The 15,937-nt window shown below is 52.3% G+C and carries 17 protein-coding genes, 1 tRNA gene and 4 pseudogenes; 8 read left to right on the top strand and 14 right to left on the bottom strand.

Going from position 1 to position 15,937, the window contains the following annotated elements:
- Window positions 1–3: 3 nt before the first annotated feature.
- The gene (locus ACYQ1P_RS03610; RefSeq protein WP_460019007.1) at window positions 4–300 is read left to right on the top strand and encodes an ATP-binding protein; all 297 of its coding nucleotides are present in this window, start codon (window positions 4–6) and stop codon (window positions 298–300) included.
- Here the strand turns inward: ACYQ1P_RS03610 and ACYQ1P_RS03605 are convergent.
- The 6 genes and pseudogenes from ACYQ1P_RS03605 to ACYQ1P_RS03580 all read right to left on the bottom strand — a co-directional run bounded on the left by ACYQ1P_RS03605 (window position 254) and on the right by ACYQ1P_RS03580 (window position 4,775).
- Window positions 254–1,162 carry a hypothetical protein gene (locus ACYQ1P_RS03605; RefSeq protein WP_460019006.1) on the bottom strand — a complete coding sequence of 303 codons (909 nt, stop codon included), beginning with the start codon at window positions 1,160–1,162 and terminating at the stop codon, window positions 254–256. The genes ACYQ1P_RS03610 and ACYQ1P_RS03605 overlap by 47 nt on opposite strands.
- Window positions 1,163–1,342: 180 nt before the next feature.
- Window positions 1,343–2,154, bottom strand: a pseudogene (locus ACYQ1P_RS03600) (IS1380 family transposase); the annotation flags it as partial.
- 117 nt (window positions 2,155–2,271) lie between these two features.
- Window positions 2,272–3,279 carry a DnaB-like helicase C-terminal domain-containing protein gene (locus ACYQ1P_RS03595; protein WP_460019005.1) on the bottom strand — a complete coding sequence of 336 codons (1,008 nt, stop codon included), beginning with the start codon at window positions 3,277–3,279 and terminating at the stop codon, window positions 2,272–2,274.
- A 363-nt stretch (window positions 3,280–3,642) separates the two neighbouring features.
- A pseudogene (locus tag ACYQ1P_RS03590) lies at window positions 3,643–3,828 on the bottom strand (IS5/IS1182 family transposase); the annotation flags it as partial.
- 16 nt (window positions 3,829–3,844) lie between these two features.
- Window positions 3,845–3,983 (bottom strand): annotated as a pseudogene (locus ACYQ1P_RS03585) (IS1380 family transposase); the annotation flags it as partial.
- Between the two features lie 81 nt (window positions 3,984–4,064).
- A complete protein-coding gene (locus ACYQ1P_RS03580; protein WP_460019004.1) occupies window positions 4,065–4,775 on the bottom strand; it encodes a hypothetical protein in 711 nt (236 codons plus the stop codon).
- 127 nt (window positions 4,776–4,902) lie between these two features.
- Between ACYQ1P_RS03580 and ACYQ1P_RS03575 the strand changes: the two genes are divergently transcribed.
- From ACYQ1P_RS03575 to ACYQ1P_RS03565, 3 genes are all read left to right on the top strand, one after another.
- A protein-coding gene (locus ACYQ1P_RS03575; protein ID WP_460018929.1) for an IS3 family transposase occupies window positions 4,903–6,032 on the top strand; the annotation gives its coding sequence in 2 pieces (ribosomal slippage) (window positions 4,903–5,164 and window positions 5,164–6,032; 1,131 coding nt in all).
- Window positions 6,033–6,293: 261 nt separating this feature from the next.
- A complete protein-coding gene (locus ACYQ1P_RS03570) occupies window positions 6,294–6,668 on the top strand; it encodes a hypothetical protein (protein ID WP_460019003.1) in 375 nt (124 codons plus the stop codon).
- Between the two features lie 127 nt (window positions 6,669–6,795).
- Window positions 6,796–7,293 (top strand): DUF1643 domain-containing protein, encoded by a 498-nt coding sequence (locus ACYQ1P_RS03565; RefSeq protein ID WP_460019002.1) that lies wholly within the window; start codon window positions 6,796–6,798, stop codon window positions 7,291–7,293.
- A 73-nt stretch (window positions 7,294–7,366) separates the two neighbouring features.
- Here the strand turns inward: ACYQ1P_RS03565 and ACYQ1P_RS03560 are convergent, their stop codons facing one another.
- A complete protein-coding gene (locus ACYQ1P_RS03560) occupies window positions 7,367–8,317 on the bottom strand; it encodes a helix-turn-helix transcriptional regulator (RefSeq protein WP_460019001.1) in 951 nt (316 codons plus the stop codon).
- Between the two features lie 126 nt (window positions 8,318–8,443).
- Between ACYQ1P_RS03560 and ACYQ1P_RS03555 the strand changes: the two genes are divergently transcribed.
- A complete protein-coding gene (locus ACYQ1P_RS03555; protein ID WP_460019000.1) occupies window positions 8,444–9,142 on the top strand; it encodes a hypothetical protein in 699 nt (232 codons plus the stop codon).
- Between the two features lie 217 nt (window positions 9,143–9,359).
- Here ACYQ1P_RS03555 and ACYQ1P_RS03550 read toward each other — a convergent pair whose 3' ends face one another.
- Both ACYQ1P_RS03550 and ACYQ1P_RS03545 read right to left on the bottom strand, forming a co-directional pair.
- A complete protein-coding gene (locus tag ACYQ1P_RS03550; RefSeq protein WP_460018999.1) occupies window positions 9,360–9,581 on the bottom strand; it encodes a hypothetical protein in 222 nt (73 codons plus the stop codon).
- A 22-nt stretch (window positions 9,582–9,603) separates the two neighbouring features.
- Window positions 9,604–10,304: pseudogene (locus tag ACYQ1P_RS03545) on the bottom strand (IS3 family transposase); the annotation flags it as partial.
- 832 nt (window positions 10,305–11,136) lie between these two features.
- Here ACYQ1P_RS03545 and ACYQ1P_RS03540 point away from each other — a divergent pair.
- A complete protein-coding gene (locus tag ACYQ1P_RS03540; protein ID WP_460018998.1) occupies window positions 11,137–11,445 on the top strand; it encodes an IS4 family transposase in 309 nt (102 codons plus the stop codon).
- A gap of 195 nt (window positions 11,446–11,640) precedes the next feature.
- Here ACYQ1P_RS03540 and ACYQ1P_RS03535 read toward each other — a convergent pair whose 3' ends face one another.
- The 4 genes from ACYQ1P_RS03535 to ACYQ1P_RS03520 all read right to left on the bottom strand — a co-directional run bounded on the left by ACYQ1P_RS03535 (window position 11,641) and on the right by ACYQ1P_RS03520 (window position 13,397).
- Entirely contained in the window at window positions 11,641–12,147 is a 507-nt protein-coding gene (locus ACYQ1P_RS03535; RefSeq protein WP_460018997.1) for a hypothetical protein, read from the bottom strand.
- Window positions 12,148–12,483: 336 nt separating this feature from the next.
- Window positions 12,484–12,559: transfer RNA gene (locus ACYQ1P_RS03530), tRNA-Glu, on the bottom strand.
- Window positions 12,560–12,610: 51 nt separating this feature from the next.
- Complete coding sequence (locus ACYQ1P_RS03525) at window positions 12,611–13,054, bottom strand: M67 family metallopeptidase (RefSeq protein WP_460018996.1); 444 nt, start codon at window positions 13,052–13,054, stop codon at window positions 12,611–12,613.
- A gap of 4 nt (window positions 13,055–13,058) precedes the next feature.
- Window positions 13,059–13,397: a hypothetical protein gene (locus ACYQ1P_RS03520; protein WP_460018995.1), complete on the bottom strand. Its 339-nt coding sequence runs from the start codon at window positions 13,395–13,397 to the stop codon at window positions 13,059–13,061.
- A gap of 22 nt (window positions 13,398–13,419) precedes the next feature.
- Here ACYQ1P_RS03520 and ACYQ1P_RS03515 point away from each other — a divergent pair, with 22 nt between their 5' ends.
- A complete protein-coding gene (locus ACYQ1P_RS03515) occupies window positions 13,420–14,388 on the top strand; it encodes an RluA family pseudouridine synthase (RefSeq protein WP_460018994.1) in 969 nt (322 codons plus the stop codon).
- A gap of 105 nt (window positions 14,389–14,493) precedes the next feature.
- Window positions 14,494–15,384 (top strand): RNA polymerase sigma factor RpoH, encoded by an 891-nt coding sequence (rpoH, locus tag ACYQ1P_RS03510; RefSeq protein WP_460018993.1) that lies wholly within the window; start codon window positions 14,494–14,496, stop codon window positions 15,382–15,384.
- Between the two features lies 1 nt (window position 15,385).
- On the opposite strand, the gene ACYQ1P_RS03505 is transcribed toward rpoH, so the two are convergent.
- Window positions 15,386–15,856 (bottom strand): hypothetical protein, encoded by a 471-nt coding sequence (locus tag ACYQ1P_RS03505; protein WP_460018992.1) that lies wholly within the window; start codon window positions 15,854–15,856, stop codon window positions 15,386–15,388.
- Between the last annotated feature and the right edge of the window lie 81 nt (window positions 15,857–15,937).

Raw genomic sequence — 15,937 nt, 5'->3', positions numbered from 1 at the left:
TTATTGATCCTCGACGATTGGGAGCCGGAAAAACTCAATGCCGACCAGCGCCGCGGTCTCATGGAAATCGTCGAGAAACGATACCAGGATGCTTCGACCCTTATGACCAGCCAACTTCCGGTCGACAAGTGGCATGACGTCATCAGTGAGCCCACTTTCGCCGACGCTATCCTTGATCGCATCGTCCATAACGCTTACAGATTGGAACTCGACGGACCCGTCAATGCTAAAAATAATGGACGCTATCGTCTCATCATACAGAGCAAGTTGACCTCAAACTTGCAGCGTCGGTGGGTTTAAACAAGTAACTACCGCCCCACCCCACTTGCTCTTTGATGAATGCATGCGGAAAACGCAAGTCGATATTCAAGAGTCTTTGAATGTTAGAAGCCGCTGCATCAATTAGATAGAGGGCATTGCAGTCATGCATGCCAGACAGAATCGACAGAATGCCTTCTGCACGCCCGCGTCGTGACACTGTCGGCATGCACTCTCCTGTATTTTGCTTGTTGAGCCTTGAATTCAAATGCGGCGCATCTATCCGCACTGGCAAAGCAGTATAGAGCTTGTGACTCGCAAAGACATGCTTCATGTCTTCAAAATCGTAGGCGATAAGACCTGGCCAAAGTAACGGTGCCACTAGACTAAAGGCCGCATCAAGGGTTGGGAAGTTGGGTTCACGTCTAGAGGATATGGAAAGACAATTAAGGCCCTGCTCCACAACAGGGCATTGGATAACGGCATCAACGTGCTTGCTCAGATCACCGAAAGCTATATTGCCCATCATTCCGGACACAAATAAGATGTGGAGGCGTTCGCTGTTCAAATGCGCGACCAAAGTACGCACAGTGGAAATTGTATCCTCGTCCTCCCCATCCATCACAATCAGATCCAGCGAAATATCGTACGCGGTCCCATCAATATTTGTATGGCCCTTGTAGCCGCTAGATTCTGTGGCCAACCGATGATTTTGAACTAAATCGTCGCCGCCTTGTCCAACTGCGTAAAGCTGTATGCCATCACAGACATGATAACCAGTCACCATTTTCCTTGCTGCCCGGCTGTATCCCCATGTTACTACAACGGAAAAAGGTGCCATGGTCGCCCCGCCGAGCGCAAGGGATAGAAATTTTCGACGGTTCAGCAATGTTTTGTTACTCATGATGAAACACTTTTCATACAATATTCCCCAAAAGCCCTGAATCTAGTCATGATTTTTCAAAAGGGTGGCCCATCCCGGAAGTGTGCATAGTCACTCGGTCAGGCCAAACACGTTTCCAACCGCCGGTTCGGCTTTGACAAGCCATTCGCCCCATTTCCTTAGCCCCAGGCACACTTCGCCATCCGCCTTCTGGAAGGTGACGTACCTACCATGAGAGACGAGCTTGGCCCCAATCTTGACAAACTTCTCCCGCAACTTCGTCAGCGACCAGTGTTCGACTTCCTGAGGCAGGGCCAGGGTACGCATGAAATTGGACAGATTGCACGGCAGAGCATAAAACTGGAGCCGGACCTCGTTGTTGCGGAACCTGCGGCACGACAGCCGGGTCCACCTGTTGGCGTTCTTGCCTTCCTTGATCCACTGTTCCGCCGTGCCCCGCTGATTATAGAGGGCGACGACCCGTTCGGCTGGACGGCTCAGGTTGGTCAAGATGAAGCCGACACGAAGATACAGGTCGCCGAAATGCCATTCGACCTTGGGACCTCACGGCGTTTCCTGTCCCTAGATCCCGTCTGATAGCTGAAGCTGGCGTAGTAGCGGAGGACAAGATTGGGCGGGCGGCCGACCGGTTGGATCAGAAGGTGGGCGATGCTTTCCTGGAGAGCCTTGTTGGCGGGCAGGTAGATCGCGCAGAGAATACCCTCAGATTCAAGGTGTTCGTACAAATTACTCGAATCGAACGCCGCGTCGCCACGAACGTAAATTCGAACCTGCCGATCCTTGTAGCGTTCGACCACCTGCACCAGGACATCCCGCCAGCCGTCGGCACCGCGGACGCGGCATCGTTCTAGATCGCCCATGTGGTTGAACGGGAACAGCGGGGGATAGCAGCTACAGCCGAAGTGCCCGTTATAAGCAGAGTCCTCTTGGTCGCCATAAGTTGGGCTTACGCTGGAATCCATATCGAGGACTACGTCCTTAGGCGAGCGGCGGTTAAAATCGAACCGCAAAGCCCCGCTTTTGCTTTCACCCATTAGGTGGGCCATAGAATTACCTCTAAATAGAAAATAATACTTTGATTCTTATATCATAATAACGACTTCAGGTTACTAATATGCGGTACCATCTGGGGAAAATGGGTTAAAATCGTGAAGTCCCATTCCTGTTTTGCTCATAACATCAATGCCACCAATCTGCCCATGTTTATTTTTTATAATATCTACTTCTATTATGCCATCAAAGCTCTGCAACCCGTTATGCCACCGTTCGTATCGCATATTCAAACTATCTTGTGTTGGACCAGAATGTTTATAATGCTCATATGCAGAATGAAATACCAATAGAACATCAGCAGTATCTATTAGATGTGTAATATTTTCTTCATTCTCTTTCTTTGAGCATTCATTGCACATCGCTCCTAATGTTGTTGTAGTATTAAATAATGATAAAACCGCACAGTTTAGATCAATCGCTAAAGCTTTTAATTCACATGCAACAAAATGTGTTTCCCGATCCTTAGATGTAATATTGGCACAATTATTCGCAATTAATCTATCTAAGTGATCGATTATTATTAGTCCAATATCCCTGTCTTTTTTCATATTACGGGCTTGCGCACATAAATCATGAACACTTAGGTTAGGGGCATCGTTAATGAATATAGGTAAGTTTTGTATGGAATATGCAGCTTGCAAAGCCTGATTATACTCAATAGCAGAAACATTGCCGTCTCTATACCTAAATTCCGACACCCCAGATTGTAGTGCAATAAATCTTCTAAGAACACTGTCTGCGTTTTTTGCCAATGAAAAAATTGCAACTTCTGCTCCTTCTTTATTATATTTCTCCCCTTGATGTTCTTGAGCAGCTTTCAGCCCAACTTGATAAGCAAGCACCGAGTGCGATTCATGTGACTGTCCCGCAATAACTATAAAATCAGATTTTCTAAAACCATGTAGCACCTTATCTAGAGAATTTATTCCACTCAAAAACCCAGAATTTTCTGATTTTGAGTCAAATGCTATGGCAGAAGACTTTATAATATTATGCATCAATTTATCAATTGACTTAAATGGTGCTGTTGTTTCTTTAGGGTTATTCGTATTATTTGTTTCCATATTATCCAACTATTATTAATTCAAATTGTTGTATATTATATACAAACTTCATTGATGTGATAGTTTATTTAGTTAATACATGAATTTGACCAAATCATTATATTGGATATAAAATGCTGCAATCCTTGGAATAATTTTGTTCAATTGGGTGTTCATGCATTCCCCTGCAATTTCTCGAAGGTGACGTGACAAGTTTGGAACGACATACATGATTAACGGAGGCATGCGTCATATTTTGACGTTTTCAGCCTCAGTATTTTGTTCGTCCTGAAAAAAGTCTATTCGCTTGATGTTGCGATGCGGTCAGGTTTCAGGGAAGTATCTCTTTATGCGGATTGCACGGAGGCTGCGGCCAGGATTTATGCTAAAAAAATGCGCGATGGAGCTGAGTATGAGGCGCAGGCTGTGCCCGGCGGCGGCCAGCAGCGCGCTGAGGGCGTCGACGGCCTGTCCCAGGAGGTGGCGTCGAGCAAGCCTGCCTTCAGTGTTCATGTGGCCGATGGTGGCGACGATGGCCGATCTTCGTTTGAGCTTCCGCTTCATCTGCGGGAGTCGGGCCGCATTCGTGCACGTTGCCGAGACACAGAGAGGACTGTTCCGGGTCGCCCTTGTGATGAACAAGGAATAGCGGGTGATAAGGAGGTGCCCTCCTGGTCGCCATAGGTTGGGCTGACGCTGGAATCCATATCGAGAGTGACATTCTTCGGCAGGCGGCGGTTATCTCCACATGTACAGGAGGCTTTACGAGTACCCCGTTGTCCGGGGGGGGGCGAGGGAAGCGGTGCCTACCCCAGAGCTGAAAATATTTGCTTCAGGTCTTCAATCATCACTTTCGATGGATGACCTCCGGACAAGTGGAGTAGGCCATGCACTGGTCGGTCATTAATCATGGTGTGCTTGTAGTACACGGGATCAGACTTGCCGGAAGCTGATTTGGCGCTCTTCATCGTGACATCCGCCGGATTGCCGCCGAATACGTTCATGAAACGCTTGAAGGCCGTCATGCCTATGCAGACGATATGCTTCGGATTTGTCGTCTCCACAATGGTCTTCACTGCATCTGTCATCAGCCGGTCATGTTCCTTATGCAGGTCTTTGGCAGCAAGAGCAGCCAACTGCCCATTCAGTGTGGGTTCGTCAGGTGTGGCAAAAAAAGAGCGCAGGCTGGATTCTGCGCAAGTTTCCAACTTATCCGCATAGCCTTGCAGTGCGACATCGACGATTTTCTGGGCCAAACGCGCACCGTCTTTGTGTTCATCAACGAATTTGCACGGAATCGGCGAAAACGAATTGCGCGGGATGGAGAGAGGACGTTGGGGCCAATCGTTCGCCCCAAATCCGGGGTTAATCCCAAGAAACAAAAACTTCGGTTGCTCAATGCGACCAGTCAAGAAATGGCCACCATAGAACATCCGATCTTTGGCTTCCAAGGCACCATTGGCAGTTTCTAAAAAGTCGTAAATCGCACACTGAATGCTTTCTAATGATTGAATCATTTCACAGCCCTCCAAGATATTTTTTAATCTATAACGGAACTACAGAGGTGGCCTGGGAAATTCAGACAGGGGGTTAAGTGGATTTTCTGCCTGAGAGCGGCGATGATGCCGTTGATCGGGAGGAACCATGACGAAGCGTACACGGCGGAACCACACAGCGGCTTTCAAGGCGAAGGTGGCTTTGGCGGCGATCAAGGGAGACAAGACGCTGGCCGAGTTGGCGCAGCAGTTTGATGTGCATCCGAACCAGATCACGACCTGGCGAGGGCAATTGCTGGAGGGGGCATCGGGGGTTTTCGGCGCGAGCCGATCCCAGGCGACGGTGCCGGTTGATCTGAAGGAGTTGCATGCCAAGATCGGCCAATTGACGTTGGAGAATGATTTTTTGGCCGGTGCGCTCGACAAGGCCGGCATGTTGAGCGTAAAGCGATGATCGACCGTGACCATGCCCTGCCGCTGAAACGGCAGGCGGAGGTGCTGCGGCTTAGTCGCGCCAGCCTCTATTACCAGCCCCGACCGGTGTCTGCCGCCGATCTGGCCATCATGCGTCGGATCGACGCATTGCACCTGGACTTTCCGTTCGCAGGCAGCCGGATGCTGCGCGATTTCCTGCGCAACGAGGGCGTTGAGATCGGCCGCGATCATGTCATCACGCTGATGCGGCGCATGGGGATCGAGGCCTTGTACCGGCGACCAAACACGTCAAAACCAGCAGCGGGACACAAGATCTATCCGTACCTGCTGCGCGGCCTACCCATCCTGCGTCCCAATCAGGTATGGGCGATGGACATTACCTACATCCCCATGGCGCGGGGGTTCGTCTATCTCTGTGTGGTGCTCGACTGGTGCAGCCGCCGGGTTCTGTCTTGGCGGGTGTCGATCACCATGACCGTGGATTTCTGTCTGGAAGCGGTCGAAGACGCGCTGGCCAAGTATGGCAAGCCGGAGATCTTCAACACCGACCAAGGCAGCCAGTTCACCAGTGCCCCATTCACCGGCCTGCTGCTGGACAACGGCATCGCCCTCAGCATGGATGGCAAAGGAGCTTGGCGGGATAACGTCTTTGTCGAACGGCTGTGGCGCTCGGTGAAGTACGAGGAGGTCTATCTTCGGGCCTACGACAGCGTTGGCGAGGCGCGGACCTCGCTCGGCCGCTATTTTGACTTCTACAATGGCAAGAGGCCACATTCGAGCCTCGGTCGGGTGCCGCCGGATAGGATCTACTTTGACAACCAGCCCCAGGCGGTGGCAGCATGACGTTCACTGCCGATGCGGGGCCCCACTCCAGTCGGGCTACGCCCTCCCTGCGTGAGGCCCCGCATCGGCGATACAACACGGCAACCGGCAGAGGCTCCACTTATCCAACGCCAAAAACTGTCTGAACAATCCCGGCCAGCTCTCTACTTAGCAGTCACTTCTTAATTTAATCCATAATAACGTCAATTTATGACGTGCTATGATGATATAACTTTAACTTCGAAGGCACCCGCGTTGCGAAAAGAGCAGATGGAGGCATTCATGGCCTTGCGGTCACAGATTGGGCTTTGGTGGATCATTGACGGTATTGTCGTGCCTTCGTCCATACCGTTTGACACCTGTGCGGCCATAGAAGGTTGGAGGGACACTCCAAATGGTCATTTCCAGCACTGGCGGAATCTCCAAAGAACAAGGCCAGAGCTTTTGCCGCACGAGTTCACCGATTTTGAAAGAGGGCGGGTTCTCTATCACGAGCCATCGAAAACTTTTGTGATTTACGGATCCAGGAACCTGCTCAGGCATGAGGAGAAAAAAGCGCAAATCGTTCGTGCTTTCGATCTTCCTCCAGGGCGATTTCGCTTTGTTGCCGACTCTCATTATGAGAAGGCAACTCCGATCATTGATAACCTTGATTAGAAGAAGCCTAAGATCATTATGGATAAGTCGTAAAAAAAATAAAACACGCTCTATAAGGATCTCATTCGAATAATTACACATATTTATATTAGAGATAACTCATGCAACGCCAAGGGAGATTACAAAGATGATTCACTCCGACGCTGTAATGTCCAACTGCGAACAATATCGTTACCGCCTTACCCGAAAATGGGGGGAAGGAAAAACATGTGGATTCGTGATGCTCAATCCTTCGACGGCGGACTCTATCGAAGATGATCCGACCATTCGACGCTGCATCAATTATGCACGCTCTTGGGGATTTGGGGGATTGATCGTCGTCAACATATTTGCCTATCGGGCAACCGATCCGGAGTCGATGAAGGCAGCCATTGATCCAGTTGGCCCTGACAACAAGGAACATGTTCAATCTGTTGCCAAGCTTGTTTCCGCCTGTGGTGGGCCTATGGTCTGCGCGTGGGGGAACAATGGCACGTACAAAGGACAGGACAAAGTTGTCCGGCAATGGTTCGAGGAGGTGGGTGTCGTGCCCATGGCGTTGGCGGTCACGAACTGTGGGCAACCCAGACACCCCCTTTACTTGAAAGCGGACCTGACCCCAATTCCTTTTCCTCCGGCTTCGTAGCGAAGTCCATCCTTGGCCTGATTGCTGATCCAGTGGTTGCGGAATTAATTGATCATCACCCTGTGGCGTTCACTTAACTTTGAAGGGGGGCATCGTAATTGGTTAGGTTTTCAACCTGATCCCCCCAGGTGTAAAGATGCCACTCCATCTCTCTTCGGCCTCCCGCTTTGAAACGTACGATCAGAGAACCATCTGCCATATGCTCAAAGGTTTGGGTGGGATGAAAGCGCCACTCTTTTGCATCCGTTGCAGCTTGAGGCGAAAATTTCCAGACAACATTGAAGGGGGATTCCTGAAAAACGCCAAAAGAATTCATCATATATTGTTCTAAAGAAAAATCTGGATCACGGACAAAACTATCCGCTAGAATCTCAATGTGCTGAATGTTTGATAAGCTGTATAATCGATAGTCAAAAACGTTGGGATTCAGGCTGAATGCCACCAAATAATTTCTATTTCCATAAATAATACCGTAGGGGCAGATTTTCTGCGTTGTAACTTTTCCCGTCTCTCTAGATAGATATTTGATCCTGATCTTGCTGCTGGCTAAAATTCCATGGCGGATTTTTTTCAGTGTCTCCGGGCTTGAAATGGGGCGAGGGCCAGGTCTCAGCGCGTAACCTTCTGCGGCCATCAATGCTTCGAGGTCTGGCTCTGCCACAAGCTTTTGTTGTTTTGTCTGAAGCGACTGGATTTTGTTAAGCAAGGTCATCAGGTTCTCGGCTTGATCTAAATACCCATCCCTTTCCGCTTGCCTGATCGCATTCTCTAAAGACAGCACCTCTACAACACTGAACGCGGTTAAACGATTCAGCGTGCCCGAGGGTAAGCGCCATTTCTTTATGCGACCGACCGAAGGCGCTTCTTCCATTTGTGGGAAAATCCGTTCAATGGCATCTCGCATGCGTTCGGAAGTTCGGCGTGAAACATCATATTCCCGCATGATTTCTTCCAGGCTTAAGCCTTCGCTGGTGCTCTGCATACGCAATGCCAGCTTGAAAATGGTTTCGGCTTTCTCTGACAATTTCCACTCTCCCAAGCATTTACTAGACAAACCAAGAAACGTCAATTTATGACGTGGTTTGTATGTAGGTATGACTTACATCACCAAAAATTTTCTATTCTCGTTAAAACATCTGTAGGAGGCAACATGATCAGTCACTTTCATCACCCTGTTTCGGGGGCTGCCCAATTCAAAACTAGAATGGCGAGCGAGAAGCTATTAAGGGCACAAAAGCTGTGTATGATCATTGTTCCTTTCATGCTGGTGTTTTTCATAACTGGTTGCAGTGATTCCAATGTCGAACTTATCCGTAGCGGAAAATTGGCATCATACGGAACAACTCCCATTGGTAAAGTCTTTGATGCTGCTTTTGATGAAGGTACATGGACAACTTATAAAAAACCGAATGGCAGGTCTTTTGTCCTGTTTCGCGGACGGATTTCGAAAAAACTGCAAAGCAAGGCCATTAAATCTACTATAAAGTCCCTTGAAACACCAATTGGACTGGCTTTTGCGGTAGAGTTAAGAAATAAAGCAATCAATTATTTTGGAGTTGATCGCTCCTCAAGTCTCATCTCACATATCGGTTGTTCGGTTGAAGAACACAATATTTCTTGCAACAGAAATGGGGTGCTATCTGATAGTGAGGACAATTCGAATATAAAAAAAGCTAAAGAAATAATATTATTAATGTATTTAAAGGAGAAATACTGGATTCCAGGAGATGATGTCGAGATTTTGTGGGGTGTGAATCCATATGATAAGTCTTTTGAGGTTGTTCTTATGGGATCTAATTCATGGAAAGGATCAAGTAACTCTGGGGTGCTATCGATAATTTTTGAATAAAAATCAACTCATAGTCATCATTGTCGACATAAGAGCCCGATCTGAATGTCAACGGCGGAGTAAAATCCGGCCAGCCGAAGCCTCCGCCACAACCTGTCGCTTGAACGCGTCACTGTAACGACGCCGCTTGCCTGACCGCCAATCCGTCATGCCATTGATGTCCATCTATCCTTAAACGGACATCTATCGTCCGCATGGGCAGGATCATGGATATCGATCAAGATGGGAAGGCGGTGCTCGGCGAGGGGGTGCTGACGCCCTCACTCAGGCGCAGGCAGACCTTGATCATCGATTCCCCTGTTCCATGCAGTTGGCATCTCGTGGCGGGAGCGATTATCTGTACCGCAAAATTAAAGCCTCTGAGAAACGCAAACACGGTCTGATTCATTTGCTCGGTATTGAAGACCTTCAGACGCACAAGCAGGTGGAAATCGGCCACCGTCAATCCCGGCCAGCTCTCAGAGATAGACGAACCCCCGCGCCATGGGGATGTAGGTAATGTCCATCGCCCATACCTGATTGGGACGCAGGATGGGTAGGCCGCGCAGCAGGTACGGATAGATCTTGTGTCCCGCTGCTGGTTTTGACGTGTTTGGTCGCCGGTACAAGGCCTCGATCCCCATGCGCCGCATCAGCGTGATGACATGATCGCGGCCGATCTCAACGCCCTCGTTGCGCAGGAAATCGCGCAGCATCCGGCTGCCTGCGAACGGAAAGTCCAGGTGCAATGCGTCGATCCGACGCATGATGGCCAGATCGGCGGCAGACACCGGTCGGGGCTGGTAATAGAGGCTGGCGCGACTAAGCCGCAGCACCTCCGCCTGCCGTTTCAGCGGCAGGGCATGGTCACGGTCGATCATCGCTTTACGCTCAACATGCCGGCCTTGTCGAGCGCACCGGCCAAAAAATCATTCTCCAACGTCAATTGGCCGATCTTGGCATGCAACTCCTTCAGATCAACCGGCACCGTCGCCTGGGATCGGCTCGCGCCGAAAACCCCCGATGCCCCCTCCAGCAATTGCCCTCGCCAGGTCGTGATCTGGTTCGGATGCACATCAAACTGCTGCGCCAACTCGGCCAGCGTCTTGTCTCCCTTGATCGCCGCCAAAGCCACCTTCGCCTTGAAAGCCGCTGTGTGGTTCCGCCGTGTACGCTTCGTCATGGTTCCTCCCGATCAACGGCATCATCGCCGCTCTCAGGCAGAAAATCCACTTAACCCCCTGTCTGAATTTCCCAGGCCACCTCTATGTACGAATGGGAAATGAACCTTCCCGCATGGCGCTTTTTATCCGTGTATGGGCGGGCTTTGCTATTAGAATTCCGCATGGTCTATTACCCTGGGAATAACGGCGATATTGGGATGTCCGTACGCCGGGCAGCGTACCTTCTTGGGTGCGGTAAAAATCGGGCAGAAAAGGCAATACAAGAGCTTCAGGAAAAAGGCTGGATTGTCCGCACGTCTGTAGGAAGTTTTCACGTCAAGACGGAACGACTGGCGTCAACTTGGCGGATAACAAATGAGCCTGTTGGACTGGGCCTTACAACTCCTGCAACGAAAGAATATGCCCGGTGGCAACCAGAGAAGAAAAAATACGGTCCCTCTGTTGGGGACCATCTACCCCAAAACGGTCCCTTCACTGAACACCAAAGAGACGAATTTTACCCCAAAACGGTCCCTCTATTGGGTACACATATATATTTAACCATAGGGGGGAGCTGAAACTTGTGCAGGCTCACTTGATTACTGGAGCCTAGTGAAGCACCTTTGCAAGCGACCCAAAATGTTCGCCCCGTTAAAATAGCCGGATTTAACTGGCCAGGGTTTTGACAGGACGTAAAGGCGTCAAAATCCATAAACAAAGGAAAAATAATGCGTCGGGAGTGGGATTAAATCAAGCAGGGTTCCCCTTGCAACATTCATTACCGGATGCCGGATCGAAGACATCCGTCTCAGCACTGCCGACCGATTGGCCAATTGCATCGCGCTTGCCAGCGTGACGGCCTGGAGGATCTCCTGGATGACGTGGCTTCGCCGTACCGAACCGGCGAGCACGCCGCGGGCCGTCTTCACAGACACGGAATTGGCGCTCCTGGATCGCACCGCGCCCGCCACTCGCCCCGGCCAAGCGCGTAACCTCGATTTCTATATCGTCGCCGTCGCCCGCCTTGGCGGCTACCTCGCCCGACGACACGACCCTCCGCCTGGAACCACCGTCCTGTGGCGGGGATTCTCCCGCCTCGCCGACCTCGTCATGGGCTTCGAAGCCGCATATGGTAATGGAAAAACACTTGTGGGTAATTGAAAGGCTCGTCGAGGGGTTACGGCGAAAGGACCGCAACGACCAAATCGTTCTCCTCAGATTGGCAAAAAACGGTTCTTCGAGGTGTCCGCATGGCTAAAGGCGGTATCGGAAAATCCCTAACTTGGAGAGAGATGAAAGCCTCTACCTAATATATTCATCACGAACTGAACCAAATTAACTCTCAGAAATATACTTCTATTTGTTTAATGTGTTCGGCAAATTCAGTATGCCATCAACAATGGATGCTGCGTTTTTAAGTTTACCAATAGCCTCTTCTATGCTGTATGTTTCAGAATCAATACCTAATTCAATTAACAGAAAAATAGCCTTATGGTATGCTTCTTTTAAATTTCCAACAGATATTTCATCTAATGGATCGCGTTCAGGTTTTTCACCTAATAATTGTCTGTGAACTTCGCGAGATTTTCGCTCGTATTTATCTACTTTAGTTTCTGTATCGTCTGGATCATAGCCTTCATCGTTGTAATTAAAAGTCTTGTCTCTCTCAATATCAAAATAGCTTTCCCCGCGAGAGATACGTAGTTTTCTTGCAGCGTGGAATGCTTTTTTCTCAATATTCGAAACGTCATCCAATAAATTTTGGTCTTTCAATTCTTTCAATAGCCAATCACGCACCCATACGCACGCCCTCCAAGATGCCTTCAAATCATGCACTGTTAAGTAATCTCTATTGTCGTCCACAGCCGTTACTCCATATCGCATAATATGCTTGCCCAATGGGTGCATGGTACACCGTCAGTGGTTCGTCTGCCAGGAACCTTTGCAGAATGACCAATAACGTTTTTTATGGGACCTTCAAAAAAACTGGGTGTTTTTCGGATGCTGTTTTCGAACCAGGAGAAGAATCTGGTTGTTGCGGCCTTCGACGGGGGGGCTGAGATTAAGGCAAATTTTGCCACACCCTACAGGGGCATACAGGCATGGCCGTTTCATGTGCTTTGAGTAACGCCTTTTCCGTATAATATCCGTACAAACGAAAAAAGCCCGCCGATTGGCGAGCTAACTATTTGAAAAACTTGGCGTCCCCTAGGGGATTCGAACCCCTGTTGCCGCCGTGAGAGGGCGGTGTCCTAGGCCTCTAGACGAAGGGGACTTGGAGCAAGGCCCGTTGTTTACGGGAAAGGGGATGCGGGGTCAAGGCATTTCAGGCGTTGTCCGGGGCATCCCAATCGTGCAGTTCGAGGGGGCGGAAGGTGGCTTTCTCGGGGTCGAGCCGATGCGCGGTCAGGGCGGCGACGCGGCCCTTGGCGACGGCGGCGATGAGCCAAATCAGGGCGGGATCATGGGCCCGTTCCAGGTCCTGGGCCGAGGGCTGGGCGGGATGGTCGGGGTGGGAATGATAATGGCCGACAACGGTCGTTGGCCCGCCGCGCAGCTCGCGCAACAACCGGATATGAACCCGGGGATCAATCTCGAAGCGGTCGTGGGTGTCTTCCTCGGCCACATTGGCCGTCGGTACCACCTGTTGAACCAGCACCCGCCCGCCCGGTTTTTTCGATCCGACCAGCAATCCGCAGCATTCGTCGGGATAGGCGGCCTCGGCCTCGCGGACGATTTGGCGGCGCAGGTCGGGGGGCAGGATCAACATGGTCTCAGCGGGCCCGCAGGCTGCCGAGGACCCGTCCCGAGGCGAGATCCACCAGCAACGCCTTGTTGCAGGGACCGCTCGGACCCACCAGGACCAGCATCTGCGCCTTCGACGGCATCTGCGTCGATTGGATTTGGCAGTCCTCGGGCAGGCCAAGGGATATTTCGCCGAACGGGGCCAGCGGGAGTTCCTGCGGGGGCGGTGCCGTGGGGGCCTCGGCGGCCAGTTCGAAGAACTTGAAGTTCGGGTCTTCGGCCTTTTTGATCATGCCATAGCCGATGACGGTCATGGCGATGACGATGAGAACGCCCATTCCGGCAACCAGGGCCTTGAGTGCCTGCATGGTTCGGTCCAGTGTGTGAATTATGAACAGTCCGCCCACCACATACACTGTGCCGGTGCCCGACGACAAGGGCGGTGCGCGCCTCGACCGGTTTCTGGCCGAGGCGCTGCCCGATGTGTCGCGCTCTCGCTTGAAGGCGCTGATCGAAGGGGACGCGGTGCGGCTGCAAAACGGCACCCCGGCCCGCAGCCCGTCGGCCAAGGTCAAATCGGGCGAGGTCTACGTGCTGGCGGTACCGGCGGCCGAGGCGGCGATTCCCCAGGCCCAACCCATGGATCTTGTGGTGGTCTATGAGGATGAGCATCTGATCGTCATCGACAAACCGGCCGGGCTGGTGGTGCATCCGGCGGCGGGCAATTGGGACGGCACCCTGGTCAATGGTCTGCTGGCCCACTGTGGGGCGGACCTGACCGGCATAGGGGGCGTGCAGCGACCGGGTATCGTGCATCGCCTGGACAAGGACACCAGCGGCCTGATGGTCGCCGCCAAGACCGAGGTGGCGCACGCCGGGCTGGCCGGCCAATTCGCCGCCCATAGCCTGGAGCGAGCCTATATGGCCGTGGTCTGGGGAATGCCCAGTCCGCGCCAAGGAGAACTCAGTGGCAATATCGGACGCAGCCCCCACAACCGCAAAAAAATGGCAGTGCTCGAACAAGGCGGCAAAACGGCGCTGACCCGTTATCGGGTGGTGCGCGCCCTGGGCATGTGGGCGGCCCTGATCGAATGCCGCCTGGCCACCGGGCGCACCCACCAGATTCGGGTGCACCTGTCGCAGGCTGGGCATCCTTTGGTCGGAGATCCTCTGTATGGTCGGACGCCGCGCCGCCTGCCGCCGCCATTGGCCGCAGCGCAGCAGCGGCTGGGGCGTCAGGCGCTTCACGCATATTTGATCGGGTTTACCCATCCTGTGACCCGGGATATCCTACATTTTGAATCTCTAATACATAATGATATCAATGAATTAATGTGCTCATTAGACGAAATTAACTAAATCCTTTACTTGACTAATTGAGTGAGGTATTGTCGATTCCAGTCCGTGATATTGATTATCACGCGACCGGCAATTTGGGTGCCGTCGCGTTTAGGAGATTAAGCCATGTCCGCTTTGACTTTGGGTCTCGATACCTCACCGTCGGGGAATCTGACACGTTATTTGCAGCAGATTCGCAAGTTTCCGATGCTGAAGCCGGAAGAGGAATACATGCTCGCCAAGCGTTGGCGGGAACATGAAGATGATCAGGCCGCCGAAAAAATGGTGACCAGCCATTTGCGTCTGGTGGCCAAAATCGCCATGGGCTATCGCGGTTATGGCCTGCCGGTCGGGGAACTGATCTCCGAGGGCAATGTGGGCATGATGCAGGCGGTCAAGCGGTTCGACCCGGAACGGGGATTCCGGCTGGCGACCTATGCCATGTGGTGGATTCGCGCCGCCATCCAGGAATACATCCTGCACTCCTGGTCGCTGGTCAAGATCGGCACCACGGCGGCCCAGAAGAAGCTGTTCTTCAATCTGCGCAAGCTCAAGGGGCAGATGCAGGCCATCGAAGAGGGCGACCTGATGCCGGAGACGGTGACCAGGATCGCCGAACGCCTGAGCGTCTCGGAGACCGAAGTGGTCAACATGAACCGCCGCATGAGCAGCCAGGACCATTCCCTGAATGCCGCCGTGCGCGAGGAAGGCGAAGGCGAGTGGCAGGATTGGCTGGTCGATGACAGCGAGGACCAGGAAACCACCCTGGGACAGCGCGAAGAGCTGGACGAACGGCGGATGCTGCTGAATTCGGCGATGACGGCGCTCAATACCCGCGAACGCCATATCTTCGAGGAACGCCGCCTGCGCGAGTCCCCGGCAACCCTGGAGGACCTGAGCCAGCACTATGGCATCTCCCGCGAGCGGGTGCGCCAGATCGAGGTGCGGGCGTTCGAGAAGGTGCAGAAAGCGGTACACAACGCGGCGATCAGCCAGCGGCTGGCGGTTCCGGCATAATCTAAGCGGGCGCTTCGGGCGGCGCGGAGGATTTCTCTTCTTCTTCCTCCGCGTCGTGCTTGCCCTTGGGGCCTTCGGTCACTTCGTCGCCCCATTCATCGACCAGTTGTTTCTGCTGTGCCCGCAGCTGCTGGATTTTGCGCTCGTTGAGCACTTGCAGGAACACCGCGACCACCGGCGGCACCACCATGAACAAGATCCAGCCCAGGGCCGCCGAACCGTACATGACCAGCATGGCGAACACGTCGGTCAGGATCTTGACGGCGGCAACGGGCGTATTGGCCCCGTACCAGACGTCCAACAGGTAGGGCAGGGTGCCGCAAAAATTCAGCCCCCCGACGCAGAACGATGAGTATTTCTCTTTGGATCGGTCGACCAGAAAGATCGCCACCCAGGTGGGCAGCATGCCGACCAGCAGAATCAGCACCAAGGGCAGCGCGATCATCACGATGAGCACAAACAGGATGGCCATCACGATGAGGTTCGGGCCTTTCCTCTTTTGTTGTGGTGCAACAGGTCGGACGGTGCCTTTTTGGGCCATGGAGCGGGTCTC

It is taken from the genome of Magnetospira thiophila (genome assembly GCF_054657015.1).
This window is presented reverse-complemented; position numbering and strand designations above follow the sequence as displayed.